This is a genomic window from Paenibacillus sp. TAB_01, assembly GCF_043945595.1.
Lineage (GTDB): Bacteria > Bacillota > Bacilli > Paenibacillales > NBRC-103111 > Paenibacillus_S.
The window spans coordinates 2,479,658-2,498,935 of record NZ_JBIFNP010000001.1 but is presented as its reverse complement, the minus strand read 5'-3'; the positions used below and the strand labels follow the sequence as shown (position 1 = coordinate 2,498,935).

16 protein-coding genes and 5 pseudogenes are annotated in these 19,278 nt (G+C 50.1%); 1 reads left to right on the top strand and 20 read right to left on the bottom strand.

The window, feature by feature from the left end; all coding sequences use genetic code 11:
- Nucleotides 1-16 precede the first annotated feature (16 nt).
- The 5 genes and pseudogenes from ACHHV8_RS12170 to ACHHV8_RS12150 all read right to left on the bottom strand — a co-directional run bounded on the left by ACHHV8_RS12170 (nt 17) and on the right by ACHHV8_RS12150 (nt 4,878).
- On the bottom strand, nt 17-715 hold the full coding sequence (locus ACHHV8_RS12170; protein WP_395158496.1) for a GDSL-type esterase/lipase family protein: 699 nt from the start codon (nt 713-715) through the stop codon (nt 17-19).
- A 233-nt stretch (nt 716-948) separates the two neighbouring features.
- Nucleotides 949-2,789 (bottom strand): annotated as a pseudogene (locus ACHHV8_RS12165) (sensor histidine kinase).
- Nucleotides 2,786-3,461 (bottom strand): annotated as a pseudogene (locus ACHHV8_RS12160) (response regulator transcription factor). Before ACHHV8_RS12160 ends, ACHHV8_RS12165 begins: the two co-directional pseudogenes overlap by 4 nt.
- 125 nt (nt 3,462-3,586) lie before the next feature.
- Nucleotides 3,587-4,084 carry a CcdC protein domain-containing protein gene (locus ACHHV8_RS12155; protein WP_395158495.1) on the bottom strand — a complete coding sequence of 166 codons (498 nt, stop codon included), beginning with the start codon at nt 4,082-4,084 and terminating at the stop codon, nt 3,587-3,589.
- A 146-nt stretch (nt 4,085-4,230) separates the two neighbouring features.
- Nucleotides 4,231-4,878 carry a trimeric intracellular cation channel family protein gene (locus tag ACHHV8_RS12150; protein WP_395158494.1) on the bottom strand — a complete coding sequence of 216 codons (648 nt, stop codon included), beginning with the start codon at nt 4,876-4,878 and terminating at the stop codon, nt 4,231-4,233.
- 302 nt (nt 4,879-5,180) lie between these two features.
- On the opposite strand from ACHHV8_RS12150, the gene ACHHV8_RS12145 reads away from it, so the two are divergent.
- A complete protein-coding gene (locus tag ACHHV8_RS12145) occupies nt 5,181-5,528 on the top strand; it encodes a Na-translocating system protein MpsC family protein (protein WP_395163482.1) in 348 nt (115 codons plus the stop codon).
- A 35-nt stretch (nt 5,529-5,563) separates the two neighbouring features.
- Here the strand turns inward: ACHHV8_RS12145 and ACHHV8_RS12140 are convergent.
- From ACHHV8_RS12140 to ACHHV8_RS12070, 15 genes and pseudogenes are all read right to left on the bottom strand, one after another.
- A pseudogene (locus ACHHV8_RS12140) lies at nt 5,564-6,065 on the bottom strand (D-lyxose/D-mannose family sugar isomerase).
- Between the two features lie 100 nt (nt 6,066-6,165).
- Nucleotides 6,166-6,579, bottom strand: a complete 414-nt coding sequence (locus ACHHV8_RS12135; protein ID WP_395158493.1) for a hypothetical protein — start codon at nt 6,577-6,579, stop codon at nt 6,166-6,168.
- Nucleotides 6,569-7,177, bottom strand: a complete 609-nt coding sequence (locus ACHHV8_RS12130) for an oligogalacturonate lyase family protein (RefSeq protein WP_395158492.1) — start codon at nt 7,175-7,177, stop codon at nt 6,569-6,571. Before ACHHV8_RS12130 ends, ACHHV8_RS12135 begins: the two co-directional genes overlap by 11 nt.
- A 252-nt stretch (nt 7,178-7,429) precedes the next feature.
- Nucleotides 7,430-8,827, bottom strand: a pseudogene (locus ACHHV8_RS12125) (family 4 glycosyl hydrolase).
- A 450-nt stretch (nt 8,828-9,277) separates the two neighbouring features.
- Nucleotides 9,278-10,111, bottom strand: a complete 834-nt coding sequence (locus ACHHV8_RS12120) for a phosphoenolpyruvate hydrolase family protein (protein WP_395158491.1) — start codon at nt 10,109-10,111, stop codon at nt 9,278-9,280.
- A 39-nt stretch (nt 10,112-10,150) separates the two neighbouring features.
- Complete coding sequence (locus ACHHV8_RS12115) at nt 10,151-10,906, bottom strand: sugar phosphate isomerase/epimerase family protein (protein ID WP_395158490.1); 756 nt, start codon at nt 10,904-10,906, stop codon at nt 10,151-10,153.
- A gap of 21 nt (nt 10,907-10,927) precedes the next feature.
- Nucleotides 10,928-11,686, bottom strand: coding sequence for a sulfite exporter TauE/SafE family protein (locus ACHHV8_RS12110; protein WP_395158489.1), 759 nt, complete (start codon nt 11,684-11,686; stop codon nt 10,928-10,930).
- A gap of 102 nt (nt 11,687-11,788) precedes the next feature.
- Complete coding sequence (locus ACHHV8_RS12105; RefSeq protein ID WP_395158488.1) at nt 11,789-12,151, bottom strand: cupin domain-containing protein; 363 nt, start codon at nt 12,149-12,151, stop codon at nt 11,789-11,791.
- A gap of 26 nt (nt 12,152-12,177) precedes the next feature.
- Nucleotides 12,178-13,701, bottom strand: coding sequence for an extracellular solute-binding protein (locus ACHHV8_RS12100; protein ID WP_395158487.1), 1,524 nt, complete (start codon nt 13,699-13,701; stop codon nt 12,178-12,180).
- A gap of 29 nt (nt 13,702-13,730) precedes the next feature.
- Nucleotides 13,731-14,612 carry a carbohydrate ABC transporter permease gene (locus ACHHV8_RS12095; RefSeq protein WP_395158486.1) on the bottom strand — a complete coding sequence of 294 codons (882 nt, stop codon included), beginning with the start codon at nt 14,610-14,612 and terminating at the stop codon, nt 13,731-13,733.
- A gap of 30 nt (nt 14,613-14,642) precedes the next feature.
- Entirely contained in the window at nt 14,643-15,602 is a 960-nt protein-coding gene (locus ACHHV8_RS12090) for an ABC transporter permease (RefSeq protein WP_395158485.1), read from the bottom strand.
- Nucleotides 15,603-15,733: 131 nt separating this feature from the next.
- Nucleotides 15,734-16,729: a Gfo/Idh/MocA family protein gene (locus ACHHV8_RS12085; protein WP_395158484.1), complete on the bottom strand. Its 996-nt coding sequence runs from the start codon at nt 16,727-16,729 to the stop codon at nt 15,734-15,736.
- 15 nt (nt 16,730-16,744) lie between these two features.
- A pseudogene (locus tag ACHHV8_RS12080) lies at nt 16,745-17,322 on the bottom strand (Tm-1-like ATP-binding domain-containing protein).
- Nucleotide 17,323: 1 nt separating this feature from the next.
- Nucleotides 17,324-17,959 carry a Tm-1-like ATP-binding domain-containing protein gene (locus tag ACHHV8_RS12075; RefSeq protein WP_395158483.1) on the bottom strand — a complete coding sequence of 212 codons (636 nt, stop codon included), beginning with the start codon at nt 17,957-17,959 and terminating at the stop codon, nt 17,324-17,326.
- A 447-nt stretch (nt 17,960-18,406) separates the two neighbouring features.
- On the bottom strand, nt 18,407-18,988 hold the full coding sequence (locus tag ACHHV8_RS12070; RefSeq protein WP_395158482.1) for a dienelactone hydrolase family protein: 582 nt from the start codon (nt 18,986-18,988) through the stop codon (nt 18,407-18,409).
- Nucleotides 18,989-19,278: the final 290 nt, after the last annotated feature.

Genomic DNA, 19,278 nt, shown 5'->3' with positions numbered 1-19,278 from the left:
GTCAAATCGCGGACATTCATCGTGTCACATCCGATTGATCGTTCAGGAAATCCAGCAGAATCGGATAAAACGCCGCTTGAAAATGAATTCCGTCCGTGTCGTACAAATCGGAATGCGCGGAAACGAGCGGCGTCAGATCGACGAAGCCGACTTGCTCCTTGGCAGCCAGCGCCTTGAGCCCTTCGTTGTAATCGCCGATCTTGCGGTAACGGGGCTCCGTTCTCTCCGCTTCGGACGTGACGGGAGTAACCGACAGCAGCGTGATCTTCGCTGTCGTGAGCTTGGCCCGGACGCTGTCGATCAATCGGGCGTAATGCGCGAGGGAATAGGTCTGCGGATCATCCGCCGGCCACAAGATATCGTCCGATCCCAGCTGGATGAACACGTGATCGGGCTTGCGGCGGGCCAGTTCGTCGATATCCCGCAGCGCGAATTCGGCGGTCTTCCCCGCGCCGGCGAGCACATTGTCTTTCTCCAGCACATCGTGGTAAGACAATCCTTCCGTAATCGAATCTCCCAGAAAGACACTTGTCCGATACAGCGGCTCGTATGAAGACGATTGCTGCGCTGCAGCGCTTGTTTCGGCTCCGTCCTCCTGTCCGGATATCGCGGAAGCCGGTGTCTGTGCCTTTTCTCCCTGATCGCCGCATGCCCCGACTGTCAAAGCAACGGTTCCAATCAGCAGCATTCCCGTTATTTTCTTGAGCATCTTCATTTCCCCTTTCCATTAGTCAAGGGAAAGCTTACTCCATGAAGATAAAGATCATGTGCAGACGAATTGCAGATTGGATACATTTCACTTTTTGATCTGCGGTTGCCGGTTTCTGCGCATAACAAATAATCCTTCTTGGGCGGGAAGGATTTCATATAAATATGGAAAATAATTCAATATTCGTGATGCGTCAGCGCCAGTCCCATGCCCGCTGTGCGGCACTGGCTCAACCGGCGTTAGCCTATTGAACCAGTCCCTCCGCTCTTTGGGTTCAGCTCGAACCAGAACAAGACACCGTCCCGGGTATTGGCTGCACCGTATGGCGCTTCATGCAGCTCCAAAATTTGCTTGGAGATCGCCAGGCCGAGACCGGTGCCGCCGGTCGCACGCTGACGGGAACGCTCGATGCGATAGAAGCGGTCCCATATTTTCTCCAGCTGCTCCTCCGGAATGCGGGCGCCCTTGTTTTCTACGCACACTTTGACGGCCGCACGCTCCTCCACTAACGTTACGAAAATGTCCCGGCCTTCCGGCGTATAGCGGATCGCATTCGTCAGGAAGTTCACGACGACCTGTTCGATGCGAAGCCGGTTGGCGACCACCTCGACGGGACCAAGCTGGTGTGCAGACTAAGCTGCCGGCCCGCCATCTCCGGAGCAAGCTTCCTGCATACCCGTTCAAGCAAATCATCAAGGCGGAACGGAGCCATCTCCATCTTATACATGCCGGATTCATATTTCGCCAGCTCCAGCATATCCGTAATCAGCAAGTTCATCCTCTTCACTTCATCTTTCATCGCCGCAAAATAATACTCCCGCTTCGAGCTGTCGGGCTTGTCTCTCAGAACGTAAAGACAGCTTTCAATCACGCTGAGCGGAGTTTTCAATTCATGAGACACACCGGCGATGAACTCTTTGCGCGTTTGCTCCAGCCGTTTTTCCTGCTCGATATCCCGCTCCAAACGGACGATATGGATATGCAGCAAGCCGGACAGCGCATTGATGTTGCCGGATAAGTGGCCGATCTCGTCTTCGCTTCGGATGGGAAGCCGGACGGAAAAATCCAGGCTGGCCATCTTTTTCGTCGCATCATTCATCTGCAGCAAAGGTTTGGCAATGCGGCGGGAATAATAGAACGCAGCCAGCAGAACAAGCAGCAGCGTACCGGCAGCGATATAGATATAATAATGGCGCATTACCCCCGCGGCTTCGTTCACCGGCTGCAGCGACGTCATGGCGAACAGGTATCCGGTGCTTCCTGTCCGATCCGTCAAGCGCTGCACAACTATTTTGTACGGAATATGGTTCTGCTCGTAATCGATGACCGTATCGCTGTTCTCATTGTAATCTCCGTAGAGAAGGTTCGCCTGGAAAGCCTTCGCCCGGTCCAGAAACAGCTGGTTTGCATACCTCGATGCAGCCGTGCCTTCCGGCAGTCGGACCTGCGTGACGGTTCCGTACACCAGAACGCTCGGATAACGCTTATGGTATTCGGTCGGGCTCTTGAACCTTGGTACGACTTCGTATTCCTTGTTCACGAGCTGATCGTTCTCCAGACGGTTTTCCTCCCGCAAATTGGAAGCGCTCCTGCCGATCCGCTGAGCGAACAGCCGATTGTCGATCCAGACGCCTTCGATCGCGATGCGCTGGCCCGGCTTGATGAATGAATTGGGCAGGAGCGGATTGTCCGCGCTCCATTGCTCCACATTCATGACTGTGTATAACGGTGCAGTGATCGACTTGCCGGAGATAGCCGGGACAGCGTCCACGGTTTCCAACTGCACCTCCATCTCGTAATCATCCGTAAATTTCAAGCTGCCCGAGGCATCCAACGCGGCGATCCATGTGTTGTACCGCTGATAAACCTGCTGCTCATTCCGGAATGCAGACCGGGCATCTCCGGTCTCGTACCAGCCGTCCTGGGCAGCCGATTGAAGTGCGGCCCGGACATCCTCCTCCTTCTGATGAACGTAAAATTGCTTGAAGAAAACGGCTTGTCCGATCATTATGGCCGCGATGACAGCTGTACATAAACCGGCGGTCAATACAAACAGCTTGAAGACGATGCTCTTCCTCATGGCTGCTCCACGAACTTATAGCCCGAACGAACAACCGTGACGATCCGGCTTCCGTGACCGCCCAGCTTGGAACGCAGATTGCGGATATGGCTGCTTAGCGTACGATCGTCGCCGGCGAAATCGTAGCCCCATATTTTCGTGATGAGCTGCTCCCTTGTGACAATGATCCCTTTATTGTTCATCAGACAGGCCAGAATTTCAAACTCCGTATGCGTTAAGCTGCACAGCTTTCCGTCAAGCGTAACGGTACGTGCCGAGAGCTGGAGCTCAATTCCGCCCCCTGACATCGCATCTCCTGGATTGCGGATTTGCCGGCTTTCCAGCAGCCGCTTCGTCCGTGCCAGCAAAATGGGCGGGCTGCAAGGCTTGACGACATAATCGTCCGCGCCCAATTCGAACCCGAGCAGCGTATCGTCCTCGTCCGACCGTGCGGTCAGCATCAGGATCGGAACGTTCGATGTCTTGCGAATCCGCCGGCATACCGGACCATCCGTCCAGCTCCGGCAGCATGATATCCAGAATAATCAGATGGACTTCATGCTCCCGGAACAATGCCAATCCCCGGCTTCCATCGCCCGCCTCGAGCACTTCATATCCTTCATCCGCCAAGTATTCCTTCATGATTTCCCGAAGCACCTGCTGATCCTCCACGATCAAGATCGTTTTCGGCATACCGCACCTCCTTACTTTAGTACGATTCAAATGTTACCATGTTCACATGGATGCCTCAAATCCCCTTACATTAGTTCGCAAAGTACGATAAACAAAAAAAAATCGCGCTAAGCGCGATTACGATTTTAATTCGTCTGCGAGACGACCCGGCGAAACTTGATAAAGCTGCCGATACGCCAAACACAAATATATAAATAAGCCAGCACCATGGTTAACAGAGTAAACTCCGTGTAATCCATTCCTTTGAAATATTGCGACAGCGCAACCCTTATAACAATGACTGCAATAATTACATACTTGAAATTTTTGTTGGGCTTGGTGTAAACGAGCCCGTCCTCGCGCTTTTCATAACCGGTATGATACAGCATGATGCTGCCAAGTCCGATGCCCAGCAGTCCTGCGCATAGTATTTCCCAGAAGGCCGGCATATGGAACGGATGGTCCGGTACGTGCGTCAGCGAATAAATACTGAAACCAAAGATGACGATCAAGAGTACGACAGGCGTCAGCATGCCCACTCCGTTATTTCGGATGGGGCGGCTGCCCCGGCGGATTCTCAGCCAGATGACCAGCAGGATAACGACAACAGCGACACCATATCCGATGAAAGTCGGTGTATTCATAAAGTATGGAAACATCCTTTCACGTAAAATTATTGTTTACATGAACAGCATACCCCATTCCCCATTTTGTCAAAAGGCTCAGATGTCATATGTGCAGAATGACAAATGTCATATCGGCTTTCAAAGCGCCGTTCCGTTTCTTCCGGTTAATCCATCTCGCGCCGGATCGCAGAAACCGGAAGCGGCAGCGGCTTTTTCCCTAGCGCAGCTGAGAGAAAAGGAAGCTTCCACTTCAACTGAATGGCAAGCATACGAATTGTGACGACGCCAAAAATGACCAGCGTCAGCTGAAACGGATGCGTCCAATCCAGCCAAACGCAAAAGCCGCAGATCAAAGTGAGCACGGCATGAATTTCTTCCTTCAGAGCAAGGGGTTTGCGGCCGGCCAGCAGATCCCGAATCATCCCGCCTCCGAGACCTGTAAAGATGGCCGACAGCAGCACAAGCCCCAAAGAATTGTGAAGCTGGCTGGCTGACAGCGCCCCCTGTAATGCGAAGGAGGCCAGACCGATGGAGTCAAAGAACAACCCCCATCTTCTCCAATGATGAATCCATTTGACCGGCAGCAGGATAATAATTGTCAGCGTAGCGAATACAACGGCCACAATATTAGCCTCCCACAGGCCGGATACGGGGGCATCAATAATCAGATTACGGATGATCCCCCCTCCGAAGGAGGTGGTTAACCCCAGCACAAACACTCCGATGAAGGAATACCCGGCCTCAATCGCTACAAGCGCGCCGGTAGCCGCGTACGCGATAATCCCGATAAAGTGCAAGACGACCCAAGACATGGTATGCAAAACCTCCGTTATTTGGTAAAAACCAAAAAACTCCTCTGCAGAGGTTCGCCTAAACAGGCTTATCCTTGCAGAGGAGTAGTATAATTAGCAATCGATACTAACTACCAATCCCTTGTTCTTATCTGACCGTGAGATAGAGCATTGACAAACGATATCAAAGCTCCATTGCTCTCTTGATAACTATTTCACATTATAATTCAATTTCTTACGATACACAACAAAAAAACGGGCGTGGATGAAGCCGATTCATTTGCTGTATAATCTAAACGAATAACTGAACAGGGTGAGGTCCGATTGTGAAAAAAGAAACCAGGTTTAACGATATCATTCGAAAAGTGCGCAAAGAGCTGTTCGGCAAAGGGCCCGAACGAATCCAAACCGAATTCGTCGGCAATAAAGCGATCACAATGCTTTACGGGAACCTGACACCGACGGAGAAATTTATCGCCCGCACGCCGGAAGGCAGAGAAATGGTTCATACCGCAAGAACGCGGATGATCCAGAAGATTTACTCCACAGAGATTCCCGAAGGGCTAGAGGAGGCAGCCGGCTCCAAGTTAATTCATTTATTCTCGGACATCAACATCGAGGATGATGTGGCCGTCTCGGTGTTCGTTTTTGAGAAGCCTATTGAACCGTGAGGTATGCCGCATTAGATGCAATTCGAAACCCGCGGTTATTCTTCTGCAATGATTGGTATTCTAACGATAGCAGGGTCGGTAAAAATATCGAATTCATCGCGGCTTGTGCTTGAAAATTCGGAAATAACCGCCCCTTCCGGCCCGCCCTGAAACCAATGCTTTACTCCGGGCTGGATCGTGTACTGCTCGCCGGGGTGCAGTTCCACTTCGTGAAATACGGTGTAGAACGGCTCTCTTCCTGCAGGCACCTGCGCCTGAGGGTTGGTTGCGGGAGGATCATTCCACATACAGGAACACTTGACCCGAGCGGCAGCGGAACGTTTCCATTTTCCCCGGATCGTTCCCTACCGGAGGATGCTTATGCTCCGGGCAGGTTTGACCGGGAAACAGCACCAGATCCTTCGCGCAATACCGGTCCGTATTGACATAGGTAATCAGCTGGAGCCCTTGAACCTCCAGATTGCCGAGACCGAACTCCGCAACCTCAATGGAAGCCTGTTCGGCCGGTGTCAGTACCATCCCCGCCGCGGCAAGCATATTTGCCGTGCGCTTTTGCGCCTGCTGCACATCGCTTTGCTTTAACGCCATTGCAATTTTTCCCCTTTCGGAATGGTTTGATGCGCCCGGATCATTTCTTCTAGGGTGTGAACAACGGCAGTACGCTGAAATCCTCCGGCACGTTCACGAGGTACAGATTGCCGTACCCGTTCTTATCGCTTGTAAACAGTACCCGCTTGCCTTCTGCATCGAACCGCGGATGGGCATGCACCTTCTGGGAATGAAAGCTGCAGCGCAGCTCGCACAGCATTCGCGGCCCTTCGTAGGTGCCGTTCTGCTTGCGCCAGATGCTCAGCGTCTTCACCTCGCCTCTGCCGTCGACAATGGCTTGCCCCAAACCGTCCGCATAGCCATGCCACGTATCGAAGCCGAATTCCGTTTCCTCAAGCTCCGTGTTGTCATACTTGATGCTTCCGAAGAAATTCGTCCCGTTCGTCCGAAACCCGTGGTAGCCGATCGTAACGCCGTCAGGATAAAAAAACTCATGTCCCACCTTCTCGCCCGGCTCGAACCGTTCCCGGATTTTCCAGGCTTCGCCGGTACGCAGGTCCAGCCCCCAAATACGGTGATCCACCAAATGCCAAGGTCACTTCATGGCAAAAAGTGAGCAGCCAGGGTTCCTTGGGAGACGCATTGATGTGCGTGATAAACCGGCTGGCTTCATAGATGGTTTCCGCCTTCCCGCTTTCGGCGTCGATGCGGACGATCATGCTGTGCGGAGCCGCTTCCATCAGCTCCTGATGACCGACATACCCGTTGCCAAGGTCCAGCCGGATCCGGTGAGATAAATCCTCCTGCACGCAGGTGCACACATGCAGTCCGTCCGCGCAAGCGCTGACATTTCCCAGATGGTAGCCCTGCGGCGCTTCATACATCACCCGCTCATCGTAATTCGCGAGATCAAGACGGATCAGCTTCCGTCCAAGCTTGACGAATGCAGCGCTTTCATCGGGCAGTAAGCAGGCGTCGAGCTGGTCGTTGCCGATATAATCCGTCAGCTGTGTCATGACACCGCTCTCCACGTGCATGCTGTACAGATTCGTGCTGTTGCCGCGGTCCAGACACGAAGAGCAGCCTCTGCTCCTTATCATACCAGCCGCTTTCGGTAAAATACAAATGGTGGCTGTGCGCTTTATAATCCGTCAGCTGCGTGACTTCAAGCCCCGTGAACCGGTCCGTCGCCGTTTTCCGTTCCGTCGGCCAAATCGTTCCCTTCGCCATACTATCGCCTCCTGCATTGATTTGTTCGCTGAAATTCCCATCCATCGCCAGCGATTTGTGAAAAAAAGAAGCCAGGTACGCTTCGCCTTACCCTGCTCCCTGGCCTCGTCTATCCCAAAAAATTATTTGCCGGCCCAGCCCGGAAGATAAGCCTTCGTATTGTCCAGCATGCGGTCGAATAAGCTTCTGGCTTCCTGCGGCGCAAGGTGATAAACCAGCGGGTCGTTCACGAAAGCCCGGAAAGCCATTTCCGCATTGTTTTCCAAGGCGGCCTGCAGCGTCGTTTCCTGATTATATACATGGTGCAGGACGAGGTTGTTCACCGGAGCCGGAAGCTGTCCCGATACGACGGGCTGTACACTGTCATAGCCGAAGATCGCATTCGTTTCCACTACCGCGCCTTCCGGAAGTCCGGCATGCTGTCCGCGGTTCGGCATATTCACGTTCGTCACCAGCTCTCCCAAGCCGAGCAGGGCTTTGATCATATCGATCCCTTCTTCCCCGGTCGCTTTAAGCTCAAATTGCTCCTCCCCCGAAGCAAGACGGTCGCTTTTTTGCGACAGTTCCTTGGCGTACTCCTTGCGCCAATCGACTTTGGTTAGGCTGAACTTCCACTCGCGGACCGTTTCCGGGTCACTTCAAGTACCAGGCATGGGGCATGAATTCCGCCAAATGGCGGTCCCTGCTGCAGCAATGACATCATACTTGCGGAACAAATCAAACTTGACCCGCTGCGCCGATGAGAAATGGTCGTTCAGCCAATGTCCCTTCTTCGTCCCCTCGAAGCCCTCTTCATAATAGCGCTCCACAAATTCCCGGTACAACGGGAACAAATCCAGCTCCCGGTACGAAGCTTTGTTCAGCCATGTAAAATGGTTGATGCCCAGTACGTTGACTTTAATCTCTCTGCGGTTCACCTTCGGCAAACCGAGCTTCTCTTCGACCATGGAAGCCAGCAGCTGCTGGGTGCCGAACACTTCGTGACAGCAGCCGATCGCCTTGATTTCGGGGAATACTTCATACAGTGTGCGTGTGCACAGCGACATCGGATTGGTATAATTGATCACCCATGCATTCGGAGCGTGCTGTTTAATCGCATTCGCAAATTCCACATACATCGGGATGGTTCTCAATGCCCGTACAAGTCCTCCCGGTCCGACCGTATCGCCTACGGATTGATAGATGCTGTACTCTTCCGGCAGGTGTACATCCGAATGCATTTCCTCGAACGTGCCGGGCAGGATGGATATAATAATGAAATCCGCTCCCTGCAGAGCCTCTTCTATCGTTGGAACCGCTTCATAATTCCATTTACCTGCCACATCGTCACGGTGATTCAAGCGATTGCCGATCATCGCGTTTCTTTGGGCGGCTTCATATTTTAGATCGTACAATTTTACGGTACCGGACAAGGAGCCTTCGAGTGCAAGATCACTCATTAATCCCCAGGCCCAGCCCTTGGAACCGCCGCCGATATAAGCAATATTCAAATTTTTCGATTTCTCTCTCCCTGTACTCATCCGCTGTGTTCCCTTCGCTTATAAAATTTTCCTGTACGGTACCATTATAGGTGACAATACGGGTCAGGAAAATAAGACAATTTTGCACGGGAAATGGAGCCCTACCGGAAGATAGGCCCCGCCGATTCGCCGGTTCGTCAGAGCAGCCTATTTAAAAATTGTTATCAAGGGCATGAGTCCATACGCTGGGCCGTTGTGCGTCATACAATAGACTAACTCAACGGAAAGAGGTGTCGTTCCATGTCAGGGGCCGGTGGAGTTGGCTATACAACAACGGGTGTTATTCTTGTCTTGTTTATTCTTCTTGTCATTATTTTCTCAGGTACATTTATTTAGTGCCGTAACGCTAATGAGTTTTTCATGGGAGATACAGTCGCAAAAAGGAAGGTGCCCCAAAAGCCATGAAAATGGCTGGGGGCACCTTCCTTTTTTTCAAATTTAACCGCTTCTCTACCGGCTCAAGTTCAAGCCTTTGAAGCTTTTCACCTGTTCGGTAATTGCTTTTTCGGTTGGCAGGCGCTCTACGCTGGACGCTCCGAAAAATCCGGCAATGCCGTTCGTTCTGCGGAGCACATATTCTACATCCTCCGGTTCGGAAATCGGACCGCCGTGACAAATGACCATGATTTCCGGATTCACGCTTTTTCCGGCATCATAAATGCGCTGTACAAGGTCGGCCGATTCCTCAAGCGATAAAGCGGTCTTCGCTCCTATACTGCCCTTGGTAGTCAAACCAACGTGGGCTACCAGCACATCCGCACCGGCTTTAGTCATTTGAATCGCATCCTCTTCGTTGAAGACGTAAGGAGTGGTCAGCAAATCCAGTTCATGGGCTTTACGAATCATCTCCACTTCCAAATGATACCCCATTCCAGTTTCTTCCAGATTCTGTCTAAATACGCCATCAATTAAACCAACCGTAGGGAAGTTTTGAACCCCCGAGAAGCCCATCTCCTTCAACTGCTTCAGGTAAACCTCCATGATCCGAAAAGGATCGGTACCGCAGACTCCAGCGAGCACCGGCGTATCCTGCACGATGGGCAGGACCTCTCCTCCCATATCTACCACGATTTGATTCGCATCTCCGTACGGCATCAAACCGGCCAAGGAGCCTCTGCCCGCCATCCTGTACCGCCCTGAATTATAAATAATGATTAAATCGACACCGCCCATTTCCGCACATTTCGCCGATAGGCCGGTTCCTGCCCCAGCCCCTACCAGCAGACGGCCTTGCTCCATTTGGGAACGCAGTCTATGAAGTATTTCTTGTCTGGGAATTGCCATGTTTACGATAACCTTCTTTCTGAAATTTGTAGAAATAATTTACGATTTCAATCCGTGTTGGATATAGCTGTAGCACGCCTTCAAGCCTTCGACAATCCCGCCTCCACTTTCCTCGTCTGCCGAAATCCATCCGCTATAATCGATATCTTTTATTGCTCCGAAAATCGGCTTGAAATCAATGGCTCCTTGACCCAGCACTTTCCATTCGCCGTTTTCGAAATCCTTAAGGTGGAAATTATCGATCACATGACCGAAACTGCGGATCACCTCGGCAGCATCGTGAATCCCGGATTTAACCAAATGGGCGGTATCGATAGTCAAACCAACCGGCTTATTCGAAATTTGATCAAAAAACACGTCAAAATCCTCGCGATACATCACCGGATTGTTGTAATGATGGTGCAGCGACAGCTTAACGCCCTGCTGCTGCGCTTCAAGGCCGAGCTCCGACAATAAAACCGCGTATTGACGAATGTCGTCAGCCGTGACCTCCTTGCGGGGAATACCGTGGCAGTACACGATCAGGTCTGTTCCGATTTTGGAAGCGAAACGAAACACATCGCGAAGCTGTTCGAGATTGGCTTCATCCAGCCTCCCCCCTGTAATGAGTGCGGAACCAACGCCGGATAAATGCCCCCATGCTTCCTTGAATTTTTCCGGCTCGTGAATGTAGGGCATATATTGCGCAGCTTTCAATTGCAGTCCTTCATAGCCTGCCGCACTGTACTGCTGAAAGAGAGTTCTTTGATCCTCTTCGTTTGCAGTGGGTCTTGAAAATGCGATTTTAAAGCTCATTGTGTACTCCTCCTGCTTTTATTAATGGATGAGCCCTTCGACAAGCAGCTTCAAAGCACCGATAGCCCCGATCGAAAGAATGATTCGCTGGAACATAACTTGAGGAATTAAAGGCAGCAGCTTAATACCCGCGTAGGCGCCGGCAGCAATAAGCGGAAGGGTCCACACAGCAAATAACATAGATGCTGAGGTCATCATCCCGAGCTGCAAATAAAAGGGAACCTTGATAAGGTTCACAAGCAGAAAAAACCATGCGCCTGTACCGATAAACTCTTGTTTAGGCACCTTTTTGACAAACAAATAGATCGCCATGATCGCGCCCGAAACGTTACCGATCGTCGTGGCGAAACCGGCCAGAAAACCCATGAGGGCAATAAACCATAAGGATGATGGCAATTGGGAATCGAGCTGCTTGCCCTTTAAATCCCTGATCACCTGCAGCGCAATAATACTGAATATGAGCGCCCCCAGCAGAATCTCTAATTGATGGTTATCTACCTTCGTCAAAACAAAATAACCGCCGAGAATACCGAGGATAACCCAGGGAATGAGGCTGATTAAATGCTTCCAGATCACATTTTTCCGGTAATAAGCAACCGCTATGACATCCCCGATAATCAGCATGGGGAGCAGGAAACCGACGGACAGCTTTGAAGGAAAAACAAGCGTCATCAGCGTAGCATTAAAGATGCCAAGGGTGGATACCCCCGTTTTGGCAAAGCCGATAAAAATCCCGACCGCCGCAATAATAGCGATTTGCCACAAATGGAGATCAAGCATATAACGGTCTCAACAAGCAGGCTCTGCATCTCATGTGAAACACTCCCCTAATTTGTATCCGAGGGGATCGGCTGCATCCCCCCGGGACATGAATTAAGCTTATTACTCCCCGATCGTCTGGCGGTCCGGGGCCGAGTAGGCGATGATCATCCGGCACGGTTCCCAGCTTGTCGTGGTGGCGTTATGCGGAACGTTGCGCGGAATACGCAGCATCATGCCGGGCTTTAAGTGATACGTTTCATCTCCCAGTGTATGATCGCACTCACCGGATAACACAAAGATGAGTTCCTCGCAGTTCGGATGCACATGTCTCGGATTGGCTTCTCCTGCAAGAATATAGACCATGCCGAAAGTCATTTCGCTGTCGGGATCGATTTCTTTGCCGCACAGCCAGTGAATTTTCCCCCAGTCGTTGTCTAAAACTCTCTTCACATTGTTTTCATATACGTTACTGATTGTTGCCATGTGTCATTCCACTCCCTTGAGTTGATTTATTTTGCTGCCACACGTGCCGCATAGGCCGCATTCGTTTCTTCTATAATCTTTTGGTAGGTGGCATCCTGTTTCAGATCGTTGACGAACTTATCCCATGCCTCGATGCTAACCTTCCCCATGACGACTTGCGTTTTCATATCATTGATTTTTTTATCGTAATCTGCCCCCACTTTAAGTCTGGTATCTGAAACCAAACCTACGGACGGATCGGGTACACTCAGCTTCGATCTTGCATCAATGATCTTTTTATTGCGTTCAAATACTTCTTTCGTCATGCCTGGGGCAAATGCATACATGTATGGATCATACCGCATAAACAATTTACCGAAGGCCCCTACGCCGACACTGTCTTTGACCGCCTGCTCTGTTGCAACCTTAAAGCCGTCTTGTTCCTTGTAATGGATATCCTTGATGCCGTAAAGCGATAACGATCCTCCTTCCTCGGAGGCGCCATAGTCGATCACGGATAAAATTTTCTTCATCTTGGCTTCTGGTACTTTCTTAGGGATCGCCAGCACGCCGATAAATCCGGTGTATTGAGGAACGTAGGGCCCATGAGACGCGCTAAGACTCGTTAACGGCAGCCAGTCTACTTTGGGATCACGCTTCCATTGATCATACTGCCAACGCCATAAGGCTTCTATCGTTTCCGAATTGGTTCCCAATCTCCCGTTTTGGAACAGCTCGATCACTTGATCCGATTTCATAGCGGCAAAGTCCGGCGCAAGAATGCCCTCGTCGAACAACTTCTTCTCATACAGCAAGGCTTCTCTCATTTCGGGTACCAGGTTGGCATCATATAGCTTGCCGTCCTTGATTCCCCATCTTGCGGACGTGCCGTTAAACAATCCGTTCGTGCCGGTAAACACATCTTCAATGACTTTTAATGAATTGGCGATACCGTACGTATCTTTTTTTCCATCGGGCGCATTTTCTTTAAAAGCCTTGAGTGCCTTGTAAAAATCGTCCATCGTCTCCGGAACCTTCAGTCCCAATTTATCGAGCCAATCTTTCCGGATATTCATAAAAGTATTGCCTTCCAACGGTCTCGCGACGGGAATGACATAATTCTTCCCATTGATTGTGGTTCGGTCCCAGATGGGCTTCGGAGTCGTCATCAGGTTTGGATAATCCTTCAAATAAGGAGTTAAATCCCAAAAAGCGCCTTGTCTTGCCATTTGTTGAAGAAGCGGATTCGAAATATCGTTAATTTTGATCAGATCCGGCAGGTCGCCTGAGCTTAACAAAACGTTTAACCGATCGTTATAGGCACTGCCGGATACCCACGTGATGTTGAGCTTCGTATTCGTTCGTTTTTCAAATTCCTTTAGAACCGGATTATCCGGGGCGGGCGGCTGGGCAATAGTGAAATCGACCACAATGTTAATATCAACCGGTGCTTCTGCTTTGCTCCCGCCGGAATTGCCCCCACTTGCCTCTTGAACGCTCGAGCAGCCGGCTGCCAATACCGTGAGCGATAAAATAGTGCAAACTGTCGTTCGATTTGATCTCTTTTTCACAAAAATACCTCCCTTTTTAAAAGCACCGATCAGCCTTTAACCGAGCCTAACATAACACCTTTGGCAAAATGCTTTTGGAGAAACGGATACACGAGCAGGATCGGAAGCGTAGCGATAACGATTGCCGCCATTTTAATCGTCTGCGTAGGAATTTGATTGTCCGAAATCATCTCCACAGCCGTTGCGCCGCCCGTTGATGTCTGAGAATCGATTAGCATGTTCCGTAAAACAATCTGCAATGGCACTTTGGTATAGTCATTAATATACAAGACCGCATTAAAAAACGTGTTCCAGTACCCGACTGCGTAAAATAGTCCGAAGGCCGCCAAGGCCGCTGCGGAAAGCGGAAGAACGATCCGGAAGAACGTTCCGATATCATTGCAGCCGTCAATCATGGCCGCATCTTCCAGCTCTGCCGGGATGTTGTCAAAGAAGCTTTTCATTAGGATCGCATTCCATCCGCTTACTAGAACCGGTATGATTAATGACCATACGCTGTTGATCAGCCCAAGCTCGCGAACCAATAAATAATTCGGAATGATGCCCGGATTAAACAAAATGGTGAGCAGAATCATCAGCATCATGATTTTTCTGCCTCTTAATCTTTTGCGTGACATGCCAAAAGCCATTGCCGAGGTGAAAATCAAGCTTAACCCCGTCCCCACGGTCGCCAGAAAGGTACTCACTAAGGTTGCGTTTTGAAAGGAGGAGGTCGTCAATAAGTATTGATAAGAAGTCAGCGTCCATTTCTGAGGAAAAAATACGAACCCGTTTTTTTGTAAAAATTCATGCGAATCGGTGAAGGAAACGATAAAAACGTAGTATAACGGAAATATAGTAATCAGCCCGATGAGTGCCATGAGGACGATGTTCGCTAGATTAAAAAGCTTTGCCCCTGAGCTTAATTTCATAATTCGCTTCACCTCAAATCGATTCAGTTCCTAGTACACTCCATCTTCACCGAACTTCTTGGCTAACCGGTTGGCCAGTATGACAAGAATAAGTCCTACTACGGATTTAAATAAACCAACAGCCGTCGTATAGCTGAATTGACCATTTTGAATACCGTTGCGGTATACGTAGGTCTCAAATACATCCGCAACTTTGGAGACAGCTCCATTCGACATTAAGAATACTTGTTCAAAGCCGACATCCATGATATGGCCCAGCCTTAGAATAAGAAGCACGAGAATGACGCTCCGGATAGAGGGTAAAGTAACATGCCATGTTTGCCGCCAGCGGTTCGCCCCATCGATTTTGGCAGCTTCATATAACTGCGTATCGACAGCTGTAATGGCTGCAAGAATGATGATGGTTCCCCAGCCGGTCTCTTTCCAAATATTTTGCAAAACCAGTAAGCCCCAGAATGTATTTTCGTTCGTCAAAAAATCATATTTGTGCAACCCTACATTCTGCATCAGAATGTTGATGATTCCCGAGTCCGATAGAAGCAGAAACGAGATGCCGACAATGATGACCCAGGAAAAGAAATGCGGCAAATAAACGATAGACTGGATGATTCGCTTGTACACCTGGTTGTTCACTTCATTCAATAGCAGTGATAATATAATGGGCAGCGGAAAGAAAAATACCAGATTTAATAAGCTGATCATCATCGTATTGCGAAACAGCAGGATGAAATCAGGGTTGGAGAAGAATCGTGTAAAATGGTCCAAGCCTACCCAATCGCTTTGTAATACTCCCAAATAAGGAGAATACTCCTGGAATGCGATGACGATTCCCCACATGGGAATGTACTTAAATATGATAAAAAAGAGCACTCCGGGTAAAACGAGCAGGTAAAGATATTTATCCCGTCGCAGATCGGACAGCAGGATACGCCATTTACTTTTCTTATTTGTGGATGCCAACGTCTGGATAACAGTGGATTCAGTGCGCATCGTCCGCTACCTTCCCATTCAATCATTTTTTTGAGGGGAAGCCATCCTGAAGTGCGAAAGATGCGCCTCCCCGCCTAGGGACATGCCTAATGCCTAATATCAAATAACAATAATGGGCGAAACTTCTATTACTACACCAGGACTCCCTGGTTCAGCTTCACGATCCGCTGTTCCTTGGCTGACGTGTAGGCTGCATCCAGTATCGCTACCGTCTTCAGATTGTCGCGAGAGCTGTTCGGCGCCTCCGCCCCGGTTTCGATCGAGACCAGAAGATGATTCAACCCTTCGAATGTTGCCACTTCACGGGATACGCGGTTTTCCCACGTCTGCGAAGGCTGCTCGTCACCCCGGCGGAATAATTGGACCGAGGTATGGTTGCACAGCAACGTCCCGGTCTCTCCGATGACGATCATATCCGTGCGCCGAACCGGAGAGGAGAAGCTTTGAACATAGGTCACGATCGTGCCGTTCTCAAATTGCAGCTGAACAGTAGCATCGGTTTCGCCTGCACACTGGACCGCTGAAGATGAGGTCATCAAGCTCGCGACAGACACCGCTTCCGATCCGAGAATTTGCCTGAAGCCGTCGAACCAGTGAATGCCCATAACGGAAAGCGCGTGCCGCTCGCATTGAAGTCTCCAGCCGGTATCCTGGCGAAAAAACTGATTATTGAAATTGATCGCCGTTACCTTGCCGATCGTCTGTTCGCGAACAATTTGCTTCACTACTTCAAAAGGGTAATGCCGCCGAAAGTTCTGGTTCACGGATACCGGGATGCCTAACTGTGCCGCTTTCTCTGTAATCTCTACCGCATCCTGCAGCGTATCGGAGAATGGTTTTTCTACGAACAAGGGGATTCCGGCGTCCAGCAGCGGGAATACAACCTGCTTGCGAATCGAGGTAGGCGTACATACAATCGCGACATCGACACCGCTATTTTCAATAAAGTCGGTAAGATTCGTAAACCGGTTAGGTATACCGTACTGATCCGCCCTCGCGTTAAGCGCTTCCACATTGAGGTCACATATAGCATGAATGTTCACCCGCTCTTGATGATCCTTGTACCCGCCCAAGTGCAGCTCCGTAACTCCGCCTGCTCCGATCAAGCCTACTTTAAACTGTTTCATAGTTCCGTTTCCTCCCTAAGAGTTAGATTGGGTTAAGTTCAGTAAAAGCTCTACAGCCCGATCCGCGAACGCCGGATCATTGATGTTGCAATCCATTTCATATACCGGAATGCCAGGCTTGACATTCTGCTTGATGGCGTCGAAGCAGCTTTGGTCTGCCTGCGGATCCCAGAAAGGCTGCCCGGGACTATCGAGAATGGAAACTCCTTGTAGTGGAAGAAGGAAGGCGACCGGCCCGTACTCGCATTGGCTTTGTCGGCAAGGATCCTTCCGATTTGCGCATTCTCTTCAGGCGTGGTTCGCATCAATGTAATATTCGGATTCCATACGTACAAGTTTCGATCCAAGTACTGCTGCGGAACGGTTTCCTCAGCCCAGAAGTTGACCATGTCTACACAGCCGGGAACGATAACCTGCGGGATCCCCCTGGCGGAGGCGGCATCCCCCCGATCCGGACCGGCAGCAAAGACTCCACCGGCAATTTCGTCAGCCCATTCCGTTGTGGTGATATCCAGCACGGCGGAAATGTATCCGTCAGCCACCAGACTCTCCAGCGTCTGCCCCCCCGTCCCTGTGCAGTGAAATACAAGCACTTCATACTGCTCCTTTTCGAGGGCGGAACCGTGCACGTTCAACACATTGTGTCGTATTGCCGAACATGCTGGCCCCGATCATCGGCTTGTCATTGGCAGAGACCGGGATTGCTTTCACCATCCCGCTTATCGCACCTGCAGCCCTGGTGAAAATTTCGCGGCTGATGCGGTTTATTCCAGCAACGTCTACCACCGCCGGAAACAATACGATATCTTTAGTCCCTATGTACCCGCGGGTGTCTCCTGATGCAACCGTAGAGACAATCACCTTTGGAAATCCGATTGGAAGCGTTCTCATTGCAGTGCTGCTTACAATCGTTCCGGCCGTTCCGCCCATCCCCAGCAGACCGTTTATTTTCCGTTCGTCAAACAGCCGCTTGGCTATCAAAGCCGCTCCCTGTGACATGACAGCCATCGCCTCGCCCCGATCTTGCTTTGCAGCAAGCTCATTCACATCGCGTCCGGCAGCACTCGCTACTTGATCGCGTGTAATATCAGGCTTTAGCAGCGGTTTTCCGATGACGCCGGTGTCGATGATCAAAGTTTGGTGCCCGAGCCGTTCCAGCTCTTGGCGAACAAAGTCAAACTCTATACCTTTTGTATCCATCGACCCAATCAAGCCGATTACCTTCTCCATACGACCCCTCCTTCCACAAATTTTAATAATATTCAACTTTAGTTTATTTTATTAAACTTTGAACACCATTATTCCACTAAGTTGAATTGATATTAGGATACATCAACCATGGCTACTTTTCAATACCTTTATTAAAATAATTTTCCAGTGATGAAGATAAGGCTGATACGGCAGAGATTCATATTTCTTTGTTCAACTATATTGAATTATTTTAAACAAAAATGAGTTTCCGATGAGAATAAAGTCGTAGACAGGAATCCTTGAATTTGACATGATTTTAGGGATAGAGAATCGGCTGCCTTTAAGAAATAAGTATTAGACTAAACTTCACAATAACGAAAGGCAGTCTTAAGACTTGGAAAATAAAGTCGTAGACTGCCTCAAATTGATCTATCGAGTTAGCGTAACTGGCTAACCGCATGAATGTGACTGTTCCTAAGCAAACGCTCAGTTATCCAAATGCTGGAGGAATTCGAGTACACGCTGCAACAACAGCCTCGTTGCGTTGGCGTCATATGACGGCAAACTGTTATCTGCGAACAAGTGCTGATCTCCTGGGTACAAAAAGAGTTCGGCGTGACCGGCAGTAGTCACGAGCTCGCATGCTGCCTCAATGTCGCCCCCATCAACGAAATAGGGATCCGCATCCATGCCGTGAATCTGCACCGGCAGTTCGGTTGGCCAGGGACAACCGAACATCGAGGTCGGAACGCAAGAGTAAAACAACAATGCACCACGTGCGGCTTCACGAGTCTGAGCGAGCTTCTGAGCCGCAACCACACCGAGTGAAAACCCCGCGTAGATGATCTCCCGCGGAAACTCACTGGCGACACGTATACCTCGCTCTGTTATCTCTTCGAAGCCGATCTCATCGACATAGGCCATGCCATCCTCGATCGTGGTAAACAGATGACCGTCGAAAAGGTCAGGAACATGAACCGTGTGACCCGCCCCTCTGAGCTCGTCGGCGAAAGCATGAATACCCTTTGTCAGTCCCAATGAGTGGTGCAACAAAAGAATCTCTGCCATTTCTCTTCTCCTTCCAAGAACTAAAATATGGAAAATTGTGCCTCAATCGAATTCGCTTCCTCACTGTCGTTATCCTGCCTGTGAACGTAATTGCGCATTCTCAGTCTAATACTGGTGGGGATTAATGACATGTCGGACTTAGGCCGAAGAATAAGGTTAATACGAAATGAGCAAAAACGCACGCAAGATGAAATTGCGCTTGCTTGCGGCTTTACTCAGTATAAAGATATCAGCAAATAGGCGGCCCGCAAGCAGCTGCTGAAGAAAGCGGCGGCAGACGAAAAAAATAA

Bases quoted from the DNA above. Each gene is read 5' to 3' on its own strand.
- ACHHV8_RS12130 (WP_395158492.1), bottom strand. From the start codon at position 7,177: ATGATAAGGAGCAGAGGCTGCTCTTCGTGTCTGGACCGCGGCAACAGC.
- ACHHV8_RS12090 (WP_395158485.1), bottom strand. From the start codon at position 15,602: ATGCGCACTGAATCCACTGTTATCCAGACGTTGGCATCCACAAATAAG.
- ACHHV8_RS12120 (WP_395158491.1), bottom strand. From the start codon at position 10,111: ATGGCAATTCCCAGACAAGAAATACTTCATAGACTGCGTTCCCAAATG.
- ACHHV8_RS12110 (WP_395158489.1), bottom strand. From the start codon at position 11,686: ATGCTTGATCTCCATTTGTGGCAAATCGCTATTATTGCGGCGGTCGGG.
- ACHHV8_RS12095 (WP_395158486.1), bottom strand. From the start codon at position 14,612: ATGAAATTAAGCTCAGGGGCAAAGCTTTTTAATCTAGCGAACATCGTC.
- ACHHV8_RS12150 (WP_395158494.1), bottom strand. From the start codon at position 4,878: ATGTCTTGGGTCGTCTTGCACTTTATCGGGATTATCGCGTACGCGGCT.
- ACHHV8_RS12115 (WP_395158490.1), bottom strand. From the start codon at position 10,906: ATGAGCTTTAAAATCGCATTTTCAAGACCCACTGCAAACGAAGAGGAT.
- ACHHV8_RS12085 (WP_395158484.1), bottom strand. From the start codon at position 16,729: ATGAAACAGTTTAAAGTAGGCTTGATCGGAGCAGGCGGAGTTACGGAG.
- ACHHV8_RS12070 (WP_395158482.1), bottom strand. From the start codon at position 18,988: ATGGCAGAGATTCTTTTGTTGCACCACTCATTGGGACTGACAAAGGGT.
- ACHHV8_RS12105 (WP_395158488.1), bottom strand. From the start codon at position 12,151: ATGGCAACAATCAGTAACGTATATGAAAACAATGTGAAGAGAGTTTTA.
- ACHHV8_RS12075 (WP_395158483.1), bottom strand. From the start codon at position 17,959: ATGGAGAAGGTAATCGGCTTGATTGGGTCGATGGATACAAAAGGTATA.
- ACHHV8_RS12170 (WP_395158496.1), bottom strand. From the start codon at position 715: ATGAAGATGCTCAAGAAAATAACGGGAATGCTGCTGATTGGAACCGTT.
- ACHHV8_RS12155 (WP_395158495.1), bottom strand. From the start codon at position 4,084: ATGAATACACCGACTTTCATCGGATATGGTGTCGCTGTTGTCGTTATC.